Raw genomic sequence first — 18,105 nt, 5'->3', positions numbered from 1 at the left:
GCCCTATGAATACTCTTTCCGACTTTTTGCTTCCGTTTAAGAATTTTATTACCACCCAAGGTTTGTTTAATCCAAATGAAAAAGTTTTACTTGCTGTAAGTGGTGGCGTTGATTCGGTAATGATGGCCAGGCTTTTTGAGGCAGCTCATTTTAATTTTGGTATTGCCCATTGTAATTTTCAGTTACGAGGGGCCGATGCCGATACTGATTCTGCATTTGTTTCTCAACTGGCTCAAGAATTAGGAGTAGCATATCATCAGGTGAAATTTAACACTCTTGCTTTTGCCGAAGGGCGAAAGATTTCAATACAAATGGCGGCCCGCGAACTGCGTTACAGCTGGCTGCGTGAGATAAAGAAAGAATATGGGTACGATTACATTGCTGTTGGCCACCATAAGAGTGATACGGTAGAAACAGTGATGATCAATATGCTGCGTGGTACAGGACTTGCCGGCCTACACGGTATTTTGGCTAAACGGGATGACATTATCAGGCCATTACTATTTCTTACCCGTGATGAAATTGAGAGCATGGCCAATATGTGCAGCGTAAATTTCAGGGAAGATTTGAGTAATCGATCTTCAAAATATGTGCGTAACAAACTTCGCAATGAGGTGATCCCGATCTTAAAAGAGATAAACCCAGATTTAGAACGGTCGTTTTCGCAAACCATTGAATATGTAAAAGAAAGTGAAGAGTTGGTCAATCTATATCTCGATGAGAAACGTGAATTACTTTTCAAATTTCAAAAAGATGAAATTTTGATCGACATTGAAAAGCTACAGCATGAAAAACAGCTTCACGGCCTTTTATATGGACTTTTAAGGCCTTACGGTTTTTTGTCGAGCACCGTTACCGAGATTATCGGTGCATTTGATGCCCAACCTGGCAAACAGTTTTATTCGCCATCACATAAAATATTAAAAGATCGAACAGAACTGATACTCACCAGCCTCAGCACCGAAACTGAGCCACTGTCTATTGAACGTTTATTTAACGCCCGTGTAGAAACCAATAAATCATTCGGAATTCCTTTTAGCAACCAAATCGGTTGTTTCGACTACGATAAACTGAAGTTTCCATTGGAAGTGCGCAACTGGCAAGCCGGCGACGCGTTTACTCCACTTGGAATGAAAAGTAAAAAGAAACTCAGTGACTTTTTGATCGACCTGAAAATACCGCTCAACGAAAAAGAGAAAGTGAAGGTGGTACTCTCGGGTACCGATATTATTTGGGTGGCTGGATATCGCATCAACGATCGCTATAAAATTACCCCCAATACACAAAAGGTTTACATTTTAGCGATGAAGGAGTAAGTATTACCGATTGGTTAGGGCAGTGGCAAAAGAAATAGAATTTGGCAAACTACTTCATATGAATTGATTGTCAATTTTCATGTTGGCCGGTTGAAGGTTGAACGATCACCAGTACATTGAGCATAGCCTGTCGCCTTACCTAATTCATTAGTAAATATCATTCCCGATCTCTTTCATAATGACTTTTTACAAGTCCATTAGAAAACACTTCGGTTCGTATATGTTTAAAATGAAGGTCGTTTTGAAGATAACCAAATAAGGGAATGCCCCTTCCTAAAACCTCTGGCACCTTTGTAATAACCATCTCATCAATACAGTCTTCCTTTAGAAAGCTTTGTATTACTTTTCCTCCGTCAACATAGATATTCGAAAAACCTTCGTTGGCAAGATAATTTATCAGCTCTCTCGGTTCCATTGAAAGTATAGTTACTTTCTCCCTTAGATGATCAGGTACTTGCTTAATGGTGGTGCTTAATAAGTAAACTTTTTGTTCATAGAACCAGGAAGGGAAAGTAATGACTTTTTCATAAGTGCCTCTTCCAATTACAATAACGTCTATTTTGCTTATGAACTCTTGATAACTATCGTCAACCTCCTGGTTTTGAAACTTGACAAGCCATTCGATGTCGCCATCATTTCTGGCAATAAAGCCATCAAGACTTGTTCCTATGTAAATTGTCGTTTTCATTTATTGAGGCTCAAATTGGCAGCCATAGATTCAAAGCGTGGGGAAGGCTAAACCTATTGATAATGCTTCGCCTCTAACCCATCCCGAATTGCTACTTCAAGTATATCAATGTTTATATCCTTCAGTTTTTTGAACTTAATGCAATACCCTGTCACACTGGCTTTACCAAGTTTTTCTCCATATGCCTTGGCTAAGTATTTCTTATCGTCAATACCAAGAATATAGACTGAGATTCCGGTCGTATTTGCACTCAACCCGATTTGATAGAATTCCCGTGTTTTTCCATCGGCATATTTTATGGTCTGAAATCCATAACCTATGTTAGGATTAGAAACCGTTTTATTCTCACTGTTTTTACCATCCAGGAACCATAATTTACATGCTGGTATTACTTGCAGAATGGTATTATGCAAGGCTTGCATATCACCACGTTTTGGTTCAGGTTGACTAGTAATATACTGTGTAATTTGCTCTTCTACGCTCATATTAAAATAATAGGTGCTTAATTACCTTTTAGTCCAAATATCTATCGCACTCGCTTTATTTATATCCGAAGCTCTCCTCCCTATCTTAACCCCCTGGTAATTAATGAAGCATTTTGATTTACTTCAAAGTCAACTGAAGAAACATTTTTCACGAACGGTCGACTTACAACTGCTTTTACAAGGTCAGAATGCATAAAGTTTTCCATTGCAGTTTTATTTTCCCACAAATAGAAACCTCCAAAAGTATTTTTCTCTTCATCTGTCAACCAAACTTTTGAAATAAGACCTTGTACTTTCGCTAAAATGGGAGCATCAGGCTCTACCATTTGTTCAAGATATTCCGCCTGGGAGATATCTTTTAATTGATAAGTGATTAATTGTGCGTGCATTATTCATTCGTTTATAATTGTTAATGGATTTTATTTATAGGCGATCATTTGAAGATTTAGATTTGTTGCTTCCATAAATTCTCCCATTTTCCTATCAAGTTACGGCATTTTAAGCAAAAGATATAGTGGGCAATTCGCTTGCGAATGCTTGTTAAATTTGATAAGAAGAACCTAAACGAGTTTAATTAGGAATTCTTTGTGATGACAGTCGAGAGTTTGATTTTCTCTTATGAATATCACATACCCTTTAGATAAGCCTATACCCCACTCTAATTATGGATAATCACTTTTAGGAGAATTCTCCGATGAAAAATTCCATAACTGTTAATTTATTTGATGATAAACTCGGTGAATGTCGTTCCGTTGAATTTGCATATACCATTGCCGTCTGTCCCAAACCACAGTTCTCCGTTTTTGTCCTTATAAATGGTATTTACCGCATTGCTTGTAAGTCCGTCTTTGGTTGTGTAATTAGTCAAGTTGTTTCCGTCATATTTCCAAACTCCTGCATCAACTGTTCCTATCCAAATATTTCCACCATTGTCTTCGTTAATCGCATATATACGAGCCAAAGTTCCTAAACCAGGTTTTCCAGAAGCTCTAAAGTCAGGGTTATTAAGCCCTTTTTCTTCTGTGAAATTTGACAAAGCTTTTCCGTCATATCGGAATAATCCGGCGCCATTATTTCCAAACCAAAGGTTACCCTTACTGTCTTCAAATAAACCAAGAACGGCAGGACCCGCCAGTCCTTTTTCTTTAAACCAAGCCAATGTTTTGCCATCATATCTGCATACTCCTTCTGCTTGTGTTCCAAACCAAACATTTCCAGTCTTATCTTTTAGGATACAGTAAACGCCATAGCGACTAAGAGAAAAAGGGGTGCTGGTCTGTGCATTTGAACTTGATGGGGCAAACGGCAAATAGTCAAGTGAAGGATTGCTGTATCTGAACACGCCACCACCAGCGCAAAACCATAAATCGTTGTTTTTTGATCTCCAGTCAGTTTCTGTACCGTTAGTTATTTTGACTTTATTAGTAGGTGTTGTGAATTTAGCACCGTCAAATTTACTAATGCCGAATACGCCTGTTCTAAACCAAATATTCCCCAAATCATCTTCTTGAATGTGTAATACTTGATTGTCTGCAAGTCCGTCCTTCACTGTAAATTGTGTCAATGTTTTTGTGTCGTAACGATATACCCCTGCTCCATTTGTCCCAAACCAATAATTGCCATTTCTGTCTTGAAAAATACTTCTGATATTTTTGTCTATACTAATGCCTGTTGCATTCAAGCTATTAAGTTGAGCCGTTGAGTTTGGCTTGTTGCCCTCCTTGTTTGAATTGTTATTTTGCATTTGTCCGTTGCATGAATTCAAGTAAATGAGCAGAAAAGTGATTACTATAAACTGCGTTGAAATTGTTTTTAAACTTTTCATTTATATCACTCTGTTAACTGTTGGGACGTGGTATGTACGAGTTGCCACAAAATGCTTTATAGAACACTCCTATTATAAGAATTCCTATGCAATTTGAAGACCCGCTGCGTTAAGACTTTAGGTAACTCAGGGGTAGTTATTTTTGTTTTAAGTAGATGTGTCTGATATTATTTAAGCCGGAATCTCTTTCATCAATTTCAAACCTATTGATATCTTTTATTAGTGGCAGTAATTTTTGAAATCCATAATTTCTTGGGTCGAAGTCAGGTTTCTTTTTAAGAATGTAGTTTCCTAAACTTCCCAAAAATGCCCAGCCTGTTTCGTCTGCCAAATCATTAACACTTTCTGTTATAATTCTAATCGTTTCGGTATCTACTTTACTGATGGGTTCTTCCTTTTTGGCTTTTGCAGTCACTTTAGCGATACTGGTGGTTTCCGTTTTAGGTGTCTTTAAGATTTCCAGATAGATAAATTTGTCACAAGCCGCAATAAAAGGCTTTGGTGTCTTCCGTTCCCCAAAACCAATTACGGTCATTCCTGCTTCTCTAAGCCTGGTAGCTAATCTGGTAAAATCACTATCACTCGAAACGATACAAAAACCATTTACTTTCCCAGAATAAAGAATGTCCATAGCATCAATTATCAATGCACTGTCGGTAGAATTCTTTCCTGTAGTATAGCTGTATTGTTGAATAGGCGTGATCGCATTTTCAAGAAGAACATTTTTCCAACCCGAAACAGTCGGCTTGGTCCAATCAGCATAAATTCGTTTAATTGTAGGGGTTCCATTTTTAGCGATTTCTTCAAGCATTTCTTTCACATTTGAATATGGAACGTTGTCTGCATCAATTAATACTGCTAATTTATCTTCTGTCATGTTGACGTTGTTATTTTTATTGTCGCCTGGTATAATTACTGCTTAACCAGTTTTACTTAAAAGTACAAATTAATATGGAGGTCTCTGGCTGGCCGAGTGCAACAAATAGTTCCAGAGGAGGAATTTCATGTTGAGTAAGCCGGTTTTACAGGCATGATTCTTTCAATACCATAAGAGCCCTTGGACCTGATTCCCGCTATGCTAAAAATCATATACCTCTGGCTTCGGTTGCCATGGGCACTTACATCTTTAATGTGATATAATATTCTGCTATTCTTAATCCAACAAATAGAACAAGCGCAATCGTTAATTTCAAAAGCAGTTTCATTTTAGGCTGGTCCCTTTTCGGTGTCTCCAGGAGCGTATTTATACTCCTAATTAGTTTGTCTCTATTCAGCCACAATATTATCAAAATCAATAGTTGATAGAATAGGGCGGCTTTCAAAGCTCCAGGATTCACATTAAAATAAATATCCTGAATAATCACATTTACAAGTATTGTCGAAGCTAATAAACATCCGATTATCCTTGTCTTCTTAAAAAGAATGAGCGTTCCGCCAATTATTTCAAAGACGCCTAAAGTTATCGCAAAGGAATTTGAATATCCATAAAATGCCCACATCAATTCCATTCCGGTCATTTCTGAAACCATTTTATCAATTTTAGTAGCACCATCAAATTGAACCAATTTACCTCCTCCATAAATAAGCATAGCAAAAACCACGATCCAGCTAATTGCATTTTCAAAAATTTCAATTTTATCTTTCTTATCAAATATCATTTTGTAATAGATTATTTGAGCTTGTGGTTAACAAGTTTCCACGCACTCCAATGTATGTAAAATCTAATATACTAGCGCTTAGCGCCCCTGGTTTCATTGGCAATCTGATTCTTGGCGCACTAAGATTTCAGATAACATGAAAATATTTAAAAGAGGTTAAGGCATTAGAAGAAACGATCCGCTAAAACAAGCTTTGAAATCCCGAAACTAGACAGGTCAAACACACTAAATTGCTTTTTTGATCTGATCCTGAAAACATTAGACATTTATAACTGACAAAGAAGTCAGTTTCTTTTGTCTCGTTTATAAAAACCAACTCACGGTATTTAAATTGCTTACTAACAACAACTACCTATAATCTATATAATTAAGTATAAGCAGCTATTTATTTAAACTATTTATATCCTTCTATGAATAACAAAATATTCCCAGCTGAAGTAATGGACTTTAGCATTGAAACCTGGTTGCCTCAAATAAAGGTGAGAAGTTTAATAATTTACAATAGCTTTTTGCTCTTTGTTTTTCTAATATTACTCTCGCTTCCCTTCAGCTATATAGATGTGACTGTTAAAAGCAGTGGTGTTATAAGACCGATAACTGAAAAATATGAAGTAAAAACATTACGAAGTGGGACAATTTCAGAAATAGGCACAGAAGATGGGAAAAAGGTCACTAAAGGACAAACATTAATAGTTCTTTCCCGAGAATCAAACAGAAGCAAATTTTCAGAAAATGCATTCTATATTAACGAACACCATCAATTCCTTCATGATCTCCAACTGCTTACTACGATAGATCTAAAGCAAGAAATCCCCGTCAATAAACTTCATTCCCCTTTATATAAACAACAATATACCAGGTTTCAATATTCGTTATTAGAACAACAGTCTTTATTCGAAAAGACCCGATTAAGCTATGAGATCAGTGAAAAGTTATTTGCTCAAAAAGTGATTGCTTCAAAGGAGTTTCAAGATAACAGGTATGAATATATTAAAGCAGAAGCTGCATTACAAGCTTTAATCGAACAACAACGCAGTTTATGGCAAGAAGAAATGTCTAAATACCAGCTTTCTATAACCAAAATAAAAGCTGAGCAAAAGCAATTAGAAACAGAATGGACTAATACCGAAGTGAAGGCCCCTGTCAGTGGAACTCTTCAACAATTCACCGGAAAGTATATTGGAGGACAAGTTCAGGCAGGAGAAATGCTTGGTTACATCTCTCCAGATTCATCCTTAATTGCAGAATGTTACCTACCATCAAAAGATATTGGATACATAAAACCTGGCATGCGAGTGAAGTTCCAGGTTGATGCTTTTAATTATAATGATTGGGGAGGTATTAATGGGCGAGTTGTAGCCATTGATAATGACTTTGTTCAAATAGACAACAAACTTATGTTTAGGGTAAAATGTGCACTTAATCAAACTGAACTCTATCTCAAAAACGGATATCATGGTAAATTGAAAAAAGGAATGTCATTGCAAGCTCGTTTTGTACTTACCCAACGTAGCCTCTTTCAACTTTTGTATGACAAAATAGATGATTGGCTAAACCCTAATAAAATTAGCAGTTAATCCTCCGTAAACGATACACTCTACTTCAAAATGAAAAAGGTAAAACAACGAGATATAACAGACTGTGGAGCAGCTTGCCTTGCATCAGTGGCTGCTCATTACAAATTGCAAATTCCGGTTGCACGTATACGTCAGTTGGCTGGGACTGATAAAAAAGGAACCAATGTGCTGGGAATAATAGAGGCTGCAGAGAAACTTGGATTTCAGGCAAAGGGTGTAAAAGGTCCCTTTGAAAGTCTTAACAAAATACCGAAACCAGCAATTGCACATGTTATTGTAAAGGAGGTTCTGCATCATTATGTGGTAATTTATGACGTTACTACAAAGCACGTTGTAGTTATGGACCCTGCAGATGGAAAAATTCATCACATTTTACACGAAGAATTTAAAAAGCAGTGGACCTGCATTCTGATCCTTTTAGTTCCGAACGATGATTTTAAAATCGGCAACGAAAAACAGTCCAATCTTAAGCGTTTTTGGCACTTACTGCGCCCCCATAAAGCAGTAATGATGCAAACTCTTTTCGGGGCAGCAATTTATACATTACTTGGCCTGAGCGTATCCATTTATGTTCAGCAACTTATTGATAGAGCGCTGCCCGAGAGCAATCAAAACCTGCTAAATCTGTTAAGCATAGGTATGATTCTGATTCTTCTCATGCAATCATTTATTGGTTATATGAAAAGTGTTTTTGCAATAAAAACAGGGCAGCAGATTGATGCAAGATTAATACTGGGTTATTACAAACATTTACTCAAACTTCCTCAAACTTTTTTTGATACCATGCGAGTTGGTGAGATACTTTCTCGGGTAAATGATGCTGTAAAAATCAGGGCTTTTATAAATGATATTGTATTAAATATGGCTGTAAACGTGTTAATGTTATTTTTCTCCTTTGCATTAATGTTCACCTATTACTGGAAAATGGCTCTAATTAGCTTAATCATTATTCCTGTATACAGCCTTGTTTACATAATTAGCAATAGCATTAACAAAAAGTTACAACGAAAACTCATGGAAGATGCTGCCAATCTCGAAACACAATTGGTAGAATCACTAAACGGAGTGAGCACAATTAAACGTTTTGGGTTAGAAGATTTTGCCAATGTAAAAACGGAGATACAATTTGTAAAACTTTTGAAAACGATTTATTATACCACTATCCGAAGCTTGGAGATCGGGAACATTACAGATTTTTTATCAAAGGTTTTTACCATCATAATTTTATGGCTAGGTTCTACATTTGTTATAAAGGGAGAAATCAGCCCAGGAGAACTACTTTCATTCTATGCACTTATAGGTTACTTTACTGGTCCTGTTTCGCAACTGATTTCATCCAATAAATCAATGCAAGAAGCGTTGATTGCAGCCGATAGATTATTCGAGATTCTCGATTTAGAAAGAGAAGAAAGCACAGAAAAAATTCAACTTTCAAAAGAACAAATCGGAGACATTGTATTTGAAGAAGTCGCCTTTAGATATGGTACGCGGATACAAGTTTTCAATAGTTTATCCGTCAACATACCCAAAGGAAAAATTACTGCTATTGTAGGTGAAAGCGGTTCGGGCAAATCAACCATTTCTTCCTTAATACAAAATTTATATCCGTTACAAAAGGGTTCTATTAAGCTAGGATCTGTACATACCAACCATATAAGCGCCGATTGTCTACGAACCCTTGTAAGTGTTGTTCCTCAACAAATTGACTTGTTTGCAGGCAGTATTATCGAAAATATTGCCATTGGGGACTTTCGCCCTGATGTTCAAAAAACACTTGAAATTGCCCAATTACTAGGCATTAATGAGTTTGTGGAGAAAATGCCAGGTGGATATCAGACCCTATTAGGCGAACACGGGGTAAATCTTTCAGGTGGACAGCGTCAACGAATAGCCATTGCAAGAGCGATGTATCGCGACCCCGAAGTATTAATCTTAGATGAAGCTACTTCATCGCTCGATCCTGTAGCCGAACAATATGTTCAAAAAGCAATAGCCGCCTTGAAAGAACGAGGTAAGACTATAATACTGATTGCCCATCGGTTAAGCACAGTTATACATGCTGATCAAATCATTGTTCTTGAGAATGGAAAAGTAGCAGAACAAGGCACTCATTATGAGCTGCTCAGAAACCAACGAGTTTATACAAAATTATGGCAGCATCATCAGGGATTAGTAATCTCCTAAAAGCTGTTTGAGAATTTTATAATTATTTTTTTACTACACCTAATTTATTTACCATGAAAAAAGCATTAAAAATTATTGGAGTTATCCTTATTGCACTATTCTTAATTGAATTGATAATTAATTGGCAGGATATGAAAGCCGGTTTCATGGATGGGTGGAACGGAAAATAAAAACATTCTTTCTTTATTAAAACTAGAACATCAACCTATGAAACTATTTGATTATCTCGAAAGATTACAACGCCTACATTTTCTAATTAAACGCAAGCAAACCGGTACACCACAAGGCCTTGCATCTAAATTATGCTTAAGAACCAGTCAACTTTACAATGTAATTGAAGAGTTAAAAAGGAATGGGGCCCCAATCACTTATTGCCGTATAAGAAAAACATTCTTTTACAGTGTACCTTTTGAAATCAACATTCAATGCGAGTTTAAAGTTTTAGCAGAAGAAGAAAAGCAAATAAATACTGGTGGTTTATTTTTTTCAAAAAATTTCTTCCTTCCAATTTTATTGGAGTCTGGGTTTTAATATTTGAACTGTTGCAACCGTGCTATAATTTCTGTCGCACGTAAAAAAAGCAGATAAAGCGGATACCGAAAAGCTTGGAAAGAGTAGGATTAAACTAATAGTATTATATTATGAATGATTTAAAATTCTTGGATGTAGTTGATATTAATGCCATTGAAGCTTCTTGTACCAATGGAGGAGGTGGACCAGGGATGTATCCTCCTGGGCACTGGAAATATGGTGTAGCTTTTGTTTCAGGCTGCTTCGAAAACTTTTGGGCTGGCCTTAGTGATGCATTAAATGGAGAATAACTTAATTTAAAGAAACTATGAAAAATAACAATTTATTGCTTACTGACCTTAATTGCGCCGAGCTATTAGAAGTCAATGGTGGTGCCATTGATAAAGACTCTTGGTCTTACCGTCTTGGACATGCAGTTGGTGACACTTTAAATCAAGTTGCAGGAGTTGCCTCTAGAGCGCTTGATCTGGTTTATGGCCTGTTATAAACTATGTATTGGGGCTGTGCCAAAAGGTCCAGCCTCATTTTGTGAGTTAATTTAATATGACAGGTGAAATTTTAACTAAAATCCTTGAATTAATCTTGCAATACATAAGCTCTTAAACATTTAGCAGTAAAAGTGATCAAAAAAATCCTATTTAGACCTTTGGATAAATCCTTCTTTATTATAAAATGAGAGATATTTTTAATTTTATTTTACATCCTTCAATCCAATTATTAAAGGAAGATAATATTAGAAACAAACTTATCCGATTTAAGAATTGTATATTGTTTTCAATTGCATCTTTATTTATTTCAAGCATTCTAATTTACCTGATAAACTTTGTAATCAATCAATTTGGCATACACCCAAACATCATAGATATCCATAAAAAAGGCAGGTCTTTGCTAAACCATTATTCATTCACACAAGCTTGGCTACTTTCAGCTTTTATTGGCCCCGTTTTAGAAGAATTAGAATTCCGTCTGTTGCTCAATCCATGTCGTATTACAATTGCAATATCTTGTTCATTATTTTATTGGGTTCATAACGGAGGCTCTTTTAAAACCGAAACGCTACTAACTGCGAACTTCTTATTTTTAACAATTCAATCTTTGTTTTTCGCATCGTTTTTATATTACCTAATAACCGAAACTGTAATTGAAGAATTAAAGCATTACAAATATAAACTCCTTGTTTGGGGGACTATATTAGTATTTACTTTTGTTCACCTGAAAAATTTTGAGCCATTAACCTTTCCTCTTTTACTATTATCCCCTATTTTGTTATTGTATATATTCTTTACAGGCTGGGTTCTTACTTATCTTCGTCTAAGAAATGGTATTCTGTGGGCAATTATCTTTCATATTCTACACAACACAAGCTTAAATCTTATAAAAGGTTTTTAATTATTAGAACACATGAAAAATATCACACTTCAAATAAAGATTGAAAACAATAGCTGTTGGATTTGAAATTTACCGTTTGGTTAGATATGCAACAGAATAATTAAATATTATGAATATGGATTACTCTTTAATTCAAAAAGTTGCCTGTTTTTGCTTCATACTTGGAGTTTTTATAGGGGGTGCAGTAGCATTTATACAACATCTAAAAGGTGTTAATTAAACCACGATATGAGTCTGTTTAATTAACAGACTCAAACTGCTAAGTAAAATGATCTATTTTGATCATTACAGCAGGCCATCAAATAGGTAAAACAATCAGTAAAGCACCTGACTATGTTAGACATTAAAGCAGAAACACTATTATCAAACAAATTTATTAGAATTGGCTTAATTATCCTGATGGTAGGTCTATTGCTTTATATGGGCGCTAAGGCTGGTTACACTTTGGGAAAGTTTTGGTATTACATAACACATTAAATTAAGTCTTCCGTTTTATTTACAATCTGAAGTTCCACAACGATAAGACTTTAGATAAAATGTTTTTAGTCTCACCTCTATTTTCCAGCCCACACATAGGCCCTGAACACATACCGCCAAGGCATTCCAATAATTGGTATGATCACCCAAATAAACACATTGGCCATTTCTTCAGCCGCTGAACCGGCCAATTGATTGCTGATCCACAACGGCCAGGCAACAACAATAAGCCACAGTGATTTGTAAAAGACCATGAACAGCATGATGGGAAGCATTTTAAGGGTATGAAAGACACCAAGTATAGACATTGTTGAATAGGCAGCCCATACACACCATGCAACCCCGGTGATAGGTTTCCACTGACCCTGATGATTGAAAATGGTGTTCCAGGAATCGAACCCAACAAAAACAAACATGAGCAGGAAGAACGAGCGCATGATGTAAATATTGATTCGGGGAACGCCCTGATAGTTTACATGATCAGGTTTAAAAAGATTGCTGATAAAGGATTTGATGTTCATAAATAGCTCTATTTTGTTTTCACCAAATGTGCTTCCTTGCATCCGCGTTGAGAAATTAACGTGATGGAAAGGGGGCTGAACATGACGGAAACGATGTTATGAATGACGAATAAGTTCGTCAGCAAAATTTATTTGTTCGTCATCCTGGCGGTCTTGTCTGTCAGCTTTGCTGGAGAGCGATATAAAAAAGCAGAGATTTGTTTCAAAAATGATTTGTGATGAGTAACAAACAAAAAATAGTGGTGTGGGTGGTGTTGACGGCAATCGTCTTTTCATTGTTCTGGTGGTTGTGCCGTTTGGCTATGCCAGAGATCTCATTGCCTTTCGCCATCGGCATAACGACCATCGTTGTTGGTGGATTATTCTCAGGGTACCATGCCTTTAAAATTTGGTTCAAAGAGCTTGAACAGCGGCATAATACACTAGTGGTAATATTGGCCTGTGGAATGCTGGTTTCGTTTGTAGGCATCGGTATATTGGTGAATAAGATGATCGCGAAGACCGAGTTCATGGAGTTCTCTTTCACCGTGTTGTTGTTGTTCTTTCTCAATTTTTGCATTGGCGCCTTGGTTGGTCTGGTGAGAAACCGCATGAAAAGGAGGATAGAAACCGCTCGCCGGGAACTTGCGCATAGCAAAAGTGAATTACAACTGTTGCAATCACAGCTTAGCCCGCATTTTCTATTTAATACACTGAATAACGTTTATGGGCTTTCGATCACCAACCATGAGAAGGTACCGGCTTTGCTTCTGAAGCTTTCGGAGTTGTTGCGTTACACGGTTTACGACGCAAAGGAACTATTCGTCCAGCTTGCCCATGAAGTCGAGTACCTCAAAAATTATATCGATTTTGAAAAGATACGCTTGGGTAACAGGCTCAACCTGAAATTGAACTTTGACGGCATTCGCCATGAGTCGTTCGAAATACCACCCATGTTGCTCATTATCTTTGTAGAGAATGCCTTCAAGCACTCGCGTGAAACCCGGGGAGAACAAATAATGATCGATATTGCACTAAGCAATACTGAAGATGAAGTTGTATTTTCAATAAAGAATTCATGTTTTAAAATGGCAACTGATGCTTTACCTCAGGAAAAGCATTCGGGGTTTGGGCTCGAGAGCGCACGGAAACGATTGAATCTCTTGTATGAGAACCGTTATACGCTCACAATAAAGGAGTCGGAAAATGAATACACCGTTAATTTGAAGTTAAAAAGATGATGATCAAATGCCTTATTCTGGATGATGAGCCGATTGCACGACAGATCCTGGAAACGTATTGTGGCTATTTGCCAGAGCTGACAATTGTAGCCAGCTGTCAAAATGCGCTCGAAGCAAAACAAATAGTCGAGCATGAGCATGTCGATCTCATCTTCACAGACATCAACATGCCGGTCCTAAATGGCCTTGCATTCATCAAGACTTTGCAACAAGCTCCGCAGGTGATCTTCACTACGGCATACAAAGAATTTGCCCATGAAGCATTTGATATCAGCGCCTGTGATTATTTACTGAAACCCTTTTCGGTGGAACGATTTATCATCGCTGTAGATAAAGCAAAACAAAAACTAACGAAAGGTACCGGCAATGTGCAGCTACCGGCTACTGAATCTTTCATCTATGTACGATCAGAAGGGAAGATCTTTAAAGTTGATTTTGAAATATTGCAGTATGCCGAGGCCAGTGGTAATTATGTAAAAGTTGTGACCGACAATGAGACCTTTACAACTTCCATGACATTCGCAAGCTTTGAAGCATTGCTCCCTAAATCAAAGTTCTGCCGCGTGCATCGGTCATTTATAATTAACAAATCGAAGATCCGGGTTATTGAAGGGAACAGGATTGTGATTGGCGAAAAGGAAATTCCCATTGGTTCTAATTATAGGGACCAGTTTTTACTGGAGATTGGAGTAAAGTGATAGGCGGAGAGGTATTACTTGTCTCCAAATGCAATTCTTAGATATGCAGGCACCACTGCCAATCGAACTCCCTCCCTGAAAAACCCCTAATTGATTCAATTTAGCAATATATACACTCCAATCATCTGAATTTGTATTGTCGCTATCGCTATGCATAAGTATAATGTAGTCTTTCATATTTCTTTATAGTCAAGATGAACTGATGTTCTGATTCCCGCTACACTAAAACTTCAGCTAATGAGGTTACTCAATTTTGCACTATTACATTTTTTGCAAGCGTTTTAAACCGAACACCATTTTCTTGCACAACTGTAATGGTTAGATGCCCGGTTTTGCTGATATTTAAATCGGTAACAGTACCCGATTTTCCTTTATGCGTTCCATTAATAACATAGCATTGATCACCATCTTTTAATTTCTCTGAATTGTTCATGTATTTTCAATAACTAGAGGTTCGCGGTTTGTGATTTTGTTTCCTTCATCTAATTTTCAACATTTAATGTCATAGAAGTATAGTCAAAAGAACAGCCATCAATTCTAAACATATCTTTTGTTATACTCAATTGCTCAAAATTCATTTTTTCGTAAAGTTTGATTGCAGGGAGATTATTTGTCAACACTTGCAAATCAATCCAACTAATTTTTTGATTATCTCTACAGTAGCCAATAACGAACTCCACTAATTTTTGACCTATTTTCAAATTACGAAAATTACTGTCAACGCCCATTCCGAGTAATACTCTATGTTCTGAATTCAACTGATTATGAGAACGTATGTCGATGTGTCCAACAATCTTGTTCTCTTCATTTATTGCTACCCAAACTTTCCTCCACCCTGTTTCATTATTCTTTTTATTCATTCCGTCTTCAAATTTTTCCTTCCAATTGTTGGAGAGTTCGGATTGCTGTTTAGAAAGGGGTTGAAAAAGAACTGTTCCGTTCTGCCCATTTTCAGAAAGATGAATTGTCAGGTATTGAATAAAATCGTCTAGTTTATCTCTATCTAATTCTTTAATTGAAATCATTTGCAAATTAATTTGAAGTCGGGACTCATTTGTGTTGCTCTAGTTATAATACTATGCTAGCGGTAACTTTTCTAATAGTGCGCTAAGGCTTCAGATAAACCGGATACTGCTAAGGTCAAATTATTTCTTTGACTGCTCAAATAATTGTTTGTAATCTGATTTTAGATCCGCCCCATCTTGCAAGATTTTTTCAAGCACTGCCACGGAAACAGTAACTACTAGAGAAACAAAAGTAGCTACAATACATATGGCAAGAAAACCCGCAGGGTCGTCACCTTCATTGTGAAATATCCTTATATATAGTCCTGCCATCACAATTAAAATGCTCATTACAATTGTGCAATATTTTATACTCTTTAAAGTTCTCACCGAGTTTTGTGAGAATGATTCATTTTGTCCGATATATCCAAGTAATTTGAACGCCTTATACAGTGCAATAAAAAATGGGATAGACGAGGCATATCCATACAAGATTAACGGATCAGAGTAAATACTAAACAGCTCTAAGTTTGCGGCTCTCCCCTCAGTCAAGGGAAACCGAACCATGATAACTAGTGCCAGAATGCCAATAAGCACAATGACTCCCTGAAGAAATGTTGTTGAACTTTGTTTCATAAAAGAGTTTAATTGTTACTTGATTCCATTACTGTCGCCTGAGGCTTGCCTGTAACCAGTTTATACATACACTCAAATTGGAGGTAAATTCCAAAGCTATTATATTAACGGTCTGAGATCTTGATTTCATTTGTAATCTGATTCTCGCGATGCTAAGAATTTAGATAACAAGAGGAAAATACAATTTATACTTTAAAACAATAAAGCTCGGGCTTATGCTCGAGCTTTATTGTTTGGGTTGCTATTTTGTGTTACAAACACTAAGCAGTATTTGGCACGCGTTGCTAACACGCGCGAGCTGAGAATGACAAAGGGAGCCCAAAAGCTCCCTTTTATTTTATTTTCAGTAATATTTAATGATTAACCAAATTAGTTAAAAAAACCAGGTCGCCACTAAAATAGCAGTAATCACGCAAACTACATCGACTAAAAGCATAGTCCCTAAAGCGTAGCGCGTGTTTTTTATATTAACGGAACCAAAGTAAACCGCAATCACATAAAAAGTACTCTCGGCACTGCACTGAAAAATACTGCTCAATCTTCCGGTTAGGGAATCGGCGCCAAAAGTATTCATCGAATCTATTAAAAAACCCCGGGATCCTGCGGAACTAAAAGGTCTAAGCAACGCTACTGGTAAAGCATCTGTGATTTCTTTGCTTACTCCCATATTGGAAAATGCAAAAGCAATCCAATTGCTGATAATTTCAAACAACCCGCTGTTTCTGAATAAAGAAATAGCAACTAACATCCCTAAAACATAAGGAAAAATGGTAACTCCCGTTTTAACGCCATTATTGGCTCCCGTAACAAAGGTCTCATAAACAGTGGTTTTGGCCTCCCCAAATTTCTTTTCCTTAACAAATGATAAGATCAAAGTAGCAACAATAATTCCGACCAATATCAATGCTGAAAGATTAGATGTAAAGTAATTTTTTCCTATTAAGTCCAAATGGTTTACATACATCAACAAGCCTATAATTGCGGCAATTAACACCATGAGTCCTATGACCAATGACGCGCTTTTGAAGTTAATTTTTTGCTTTACTCCCACAATAAGAAAAGCAGCAATAGTACCGATAAAGGAGGTGATGATACAAGGCAGCATCACATCGGCTGGGTTTGCGGCGTTGGCAGCTGCACGATACCCAATTATAGAAGTCGCAATTAAGGTAAGTCCCGAGGCGTGAAGACACATAAACATGATCTGGGCATCACTGGCTTTGTCTTTTTCGGGGTTTATTTCCTGTAAACTTTCCATGGCTTTTAATCCAAAAGGTGTGGCGGCCGAATCCAATCCCAAGAAATTGGCGGCAAAGTTTAAGGTCATATAGGATATCGAGGGATGATTTTTGGGGATACTAGGAAACACTTTCACGAACACCGGGCTCAATACTTTTGCTAATTTTTCGGTAGCTCCCGAAATGATTAAAAGTTCCATCAATCCACAGAAAAATGCCAAATAAGCAATAAGCGGCAAAATCAAATCGATCAAAGTGCTTTTACAGGTAGGCAAAAGTCCGTCTGATTTTTGAACGCCACTGAAAATTTTAACCGTTTTGTTTTTATATACGTAAGTCGTATCCGGATTGGTAGCTATCTTATTAACCACCATCGTTTGGTTTGGCGCTTTTTCAATGCTGTCTTTTACAAAAACAGGAACCTGATTAATGTATTTTTCAGAGATTAAAATTGGGTCGTCTTTTTTTCCATTCAAAATAAAATCAATGGTGTAACTGTTTCCCGTAAATAAACTGACAACAACGAATACAATTGAAGAAATGAAAATAGAGAGCCAAAATCTGCTTAATACCATAATTTGTAATTTTCGTAAAAGTAATAAATCAATAATAATCACTATTGATCAACAAAAATTAAAGAAGGATTAAGCTTCATGTG

General features: G+C 36.7%; 20 protein-coding genes. 9 read left to right on the top strand and 11 right to left on the bottom strand.

Translation table 11 applies throughout. From position 1 onward, the window contains the following. The first annotated feature begins 5 nt into the window (after positions 1 to 5). A complete protein-coding gene (gene tilS / locus NF867_RS11925; RefSeq protein WP_252588228.1) occupies positions 6 to 1,316 on the top strand; it encodes a tRNA lysidine(34) synthetase TilS in 1,311 nt (436 codons plus the stop codon). Between the two features lie 157 nt (positions 1,317 to 1,473). On the opposite strand, the gene NF867_RS11920 is transcribed toward tilS, so the two are convergent. The 6 genes from NF867_RS11920 to NF867_RS11895 form a co-directional block, all read right to left on the bottom strand. Then, entirely contained in the window at positions 1,474 to 2,004 is a 531-nt protein-coding gene (locus NF867_RS11920; RefSeq protein WP_252588227.1) for a dihydrofolate reductase family protein, read from the bottom strand. 53 nt (positions 2,005 to 2,057) lie between these two features. Then, positions 2,058 to 2,489, bottom strand: coding sequence for a DUF1801 domain-containing protein (locus tag NF867_RS11915; protein ID WP_252588226.1), 432 nt, complete (start codon positions 2,487 to 2,489; stop codon positions 2,058 to 2,060). 80 nt (positions 2,490 to 2,569) lie between these two features. Continuing rightward, entirely contained in the window at positions 2,570 to 2,878 is a 309-nt protein-coding gene (locus NF867_RS11910) for a YdhR family protein (RefSeq protein WP_252588225.1), read from the bottom strand. Positions 2,879 to 3,207: 329 nt separating this feature from the next. Next, positions 3,208 to 4,314 carry a ligand-binding sensor domain-containing protein gene (locus tag NF867_RS11905; RefSeq protein WP_252588224.1) on the bottom strand — a complete coding sequence of 369 codons (1,107 nt, stop codon included), beginning with the start codon at positions 4,312 to 4,314 and terminating at the stop codon, positions 3,208 to 3,210. 136 nt (positions 4,315 to 4,450) lie between these two features. Beyond that, on the bottom strand, positions 4,451 to 5,191 hold the full coding sequence (locus tag NF867_RS11900; RefSeq protein ID WP_252588223.1) for an NYN domain-containing protein: 741 nt from the start codon (positions 5,189 to 5,191) through the stop codon (positions 4,451 to 4,453). 241 nt (positions 5,192 to 5,432) lie between these two features. Further along, the gene (locus tag NF867_RS11895) at positions 5,433 to 5,972 is read right to left on the bottom strand and encodes a MauE/DoxX family redox-associated membrane protein (RefSeq protein WP_252588222.1); all 540 of its coding nucleotides are present in this window, start codon (positions 5,970 to 5,972) and stop codon (positions 5,433 to 5,435) included. 410 nt (positions 5,973 to 6,382) lie between these two features. Here NF867_RS11895 and NF867_RS11890 point away from each other — a divergent pair, with 410 nt between their 5' ends. The 6 genes from NF867_RS11890 to NF867_RS11865 all read left to right on the top strand — a co-directional run bounded on the left by NF867_RS11890 (position 6,383) and on the right by NF867_RS11865 (position 11,653). Beyond that, a complete protein-coding gene (locus NF867_RS11890) occupies positions 6,383 to 7,549 on the top strand; it encodes an HlyD family secretion protein (RefSeq protein WP_252588221.1) in 1,167 nt (388 codons plus the stop codon). A gap of 30 nt (positions 7,550 to 7,579) precedes the next feature. After that, a complete protein-coding gene (locus tag NF867_RS11885; protein ID WP_252588220.1) occupies positions 7,580 to 9,733 on the top strand; it encodes a peptidase domain-containing ABC transporter in 2,154 nt (717 codons plus the stop codon). Between the two features lie 150 nt (positions 9,734 to 9,883). Further along, positions 9,884 to 10,264 carry a hypothetical protein gene (locus NF867_RS11880; RefSeq protein WP_252588219.1) on the top strand — a complete coding sequence of 127 codons (381 nt, stop codon included), beginning with the start codon at positions 9,884 to 9,886 and terminating at the stop codon, positions 10,262 to 10,264. Positions 10,265 to 10,374: 110 nt separating this feature from the next. After that, positions 10,375 to 10,554 (top strand): hypothetical protein, encoded by a 180-nt coding sequence (locus tag NF867_RS11875; RefSeq protein WP_252588218.1) that lies wholly within the window; start codon positions 10,375 to 10,377, stop codon positions 10,552 to 10,554. 17 nt (positions 10,555 to 10,571) lie between these two features. Next, positions 10,572 to 10,751, top strand: a complete 180-nt coding sequence (locus tag NF867_RS11870; RefSeq protein ID WP_252588217.1) for a hypothetical protein — start codon at positions 10,572 to 10,574, stop codon at positions 10,749 to 10,751. 185 nt (positions 10,752 to 10,936) lie between these two features. Continuing rightward, positions 10,937 to 11,653: a CPBP family glutamic-type intramembrane protease gene (locus tag NF867_RS11865; RefSeq protein ID WP_252588216.1), complete on the top strand. Its 717-nt coding sequence runs from the start codon at positions 10,937 to 10,939 to the stop codon at positions 11,651 to 11,653. Between the two features lie 554 nt (positions 11,654 to 12,207). Here NF867_RS11865 and NF867_RS11860 read toward each other — a convergent pair. Continuing rightward, entirely contained in the window at positions 12,208 to 12,651 is a 444-nt protein-coding gene (locus NF867_RS11860; RefSeq protein WP_252588215.1) for a hypothetical protein, read from the bottom strand. Positions 12,652 to 12,869: 218 nt separating this feature from the next. Between NF867_RS11860 and NF867_RS11855 the strand changes: the two genes are divergently transcribed. Continuing rightward, a complete protein-coding gene (locus NF867_RS11855) occupies positions 12,870 to 13,871 on the top strand; it encodes a sensor histidine kinase (protein ID WP_252588214.1) in 1,002 nt (333 codons plus the stop codon). Further along, on the top strand, positions 13,868 to 14,569 hold the full coding sequence (locus NF867_RS11850; protein WP_252588213.1) for a LytR/AlgR family response regulator transcription factor: 702 nt from the start codon (positions 13,868 to 13,870) through the stop codon (positions 14,567 to 14,569). Before NF867_RS11855 ends, NF867_RS11850 begins: the two co-directional genes overlap by 4 nt. 247 nt (positions 14,570 to 14,816) lie before the next feature. On the opposite strand, the gene NF867_RS11845 is transcribed toward NF867_RS11850, so the two are convergent. The 4 genes from NF867_RS11845 to NF867_RS11830 all read right to left on the bottom strand — a co-directional run bounded on the left by NF867_RS11845 (position 14,817) and on the right by NF867_RS11830 (position 18,022). Continuing rightward, positions 14,817 to 15,002 (bottom strand): KOW motif-containing protein, encoded by a 186-nt coding sequence (locus NF867_RS11845; RefSeq protein WP_252588212.1) that lies wholly within the window; start codon positions 15,000 to 15,002, stop codon positions 14,817 to 14,819. Positions 15,003 to 15,051: 49 nt separating this feature from the next. Beyond that, entirely contained in the window at positions 15,052 to 15,594 is a 543-nt protein-coding gene (locus NF867_RS11840; protein WP_252588211.1) for a GNAT family N-acetyltransferase, read from the bottom strand. 120 nt (positions 15,595 to 15,714) lie between these two features. Further along, entirely contained in the window at positions 15,715 to 16,209 is a 495-nt protein-coding gene (locus tag NF867_RS11835) for a DUF2975 domain-containing protein (protein WP_252588210.1), read from the bottom strand. Positions 16,210 to 16,582: 373 nt separating this feature from the next. Beyond that, positions 16,583 to 18,022, bottom strand: coding sequence for a nucleoside recognition domain-containing protein (locus tag NF867_RS11830; RefSeq protein ID WP_252588209.1), 1,440 nt, complete (start codon positions 18,020 to 18,022; stop codon positions 16,583 to 16,585). Positions 18,023 to 18,105 lie beyond the last annotated feature (83 nt).

The sequence above is a fragment of the Solitalea agri genome (genome assembly GCF_023914155.1).
In the GTDB taxonomy this organism is placed as follows: Bacteria; Bacteroidota; Bacteroidia; order Sphingobacteriales; family Sphingobacteriaceae; genus Solitalea; species Solitalea agri.
The sequence above is the reverse complement of the archived record's forward strand: the minus strand, read 5'-3'. Positions and strand labels throughout refer to the sequence as shown.